This is a genomic window from Acidovorax sp. K2F (assembly GCF_025246485.1).
Taxonomy (GTDB): Bacteria; Pseudomonadota; Gammaproteobacteria; order Burkholderiales; family Burkholderiaceae_C; genus Acidovorax; species Acidovorax delafieldii.
On the sequence record NZ_JAOBSQ010000104.1, the window covers coordinates 1 to 925 of the forward strand.

A 925-nucleotide genomic window follows, 5' to 3' on the forward strand; every position below is an offset into this window, starting at 1 on the left:
CACATTCCGACTTTATTGAGCAGTCGCCGCAAGAGATTCAGCAAAGGTATCCGAAGTACGACGAGCTGCAAGCCGATCTCTTGGCAGTGAATCAACGGCTGATGGCGTATCGCAAGATGATGTATGAGTTGGTCGTGTTCACCAAGACCAAGAAGCACTGAATTCACTTGAGGTTCAGCACTGCTGCGCCGAATGACAGCTCTTCGGCACCCAGTTTGGGACGGCGAAGGACTCGATCGGGCCCGCTAGCGCCCCTCGTCGTGGGGCAGAATTCGGCCAGGAGCAGCCGGTGGAAGCGAATGGAAGCGGACGCTCAACGTTTGAGGTAACCGGCGCTTCGCGGCTTCATCGCGCAGCGTCCGTGCTGACCGATGGGTTGGGCATATGGAGCATAGCTACTGACACCAATTGTCCTTTTGCGCTGGATCAGCTGCGTCGCAATAGAGGGAGATTTCGTTCAAGAAGAAAGCCCTCTTGGACGGAAGCCTCTTCCAAGAAACCTCTCCCTTGAAGTCCCTAAAGTCATTCAGTCCCGTCGTTATCTTCTTTTTGCCCGTCAGATAATTGGCGCTGTACTCGGATCTTTCGCCAGTGCTACGGGAGGACTCAGAGCGGTCATAACTAATAAGTTGAAACCGAGTGCCCTGAGTGCGGAAAGTGAACTTTTCGTTCACCACGCCATAGCTACCGCAGCTTCGCCAATCTTGCAATTCGATGACGAGATTGCCTCTCGCAATCGATACACCACCATTCGCTAGTGGATCCGCCAAGCAATCCATGTCTTCAGCATTCTCGCTAGGGAGCAGATCATCCCTGCGTAGGACTTCTTTCAACCCAACGGATGACCGCAGGAGAATGATGAGACGGCGTGGATTCAAATTTAGGATGTTCGGTCCAAGAGACCCCTCTGGCTTCTTCTTGAAAT

General features: G+C 53.1%; 1 protein-coding gene. It reads right to left on the reverse strand.

What is annotated here, in order from left to right:
* Positions 1 to 395: 395 nt before the first annotated feature.
* On the reverse strand, positions 396 to 925 hold a 530-nt coding region (locus tag N4G42_RS25450), incomplete at its 5' end, for a hypothetical protein (RefSeq protein WP_260669177.1).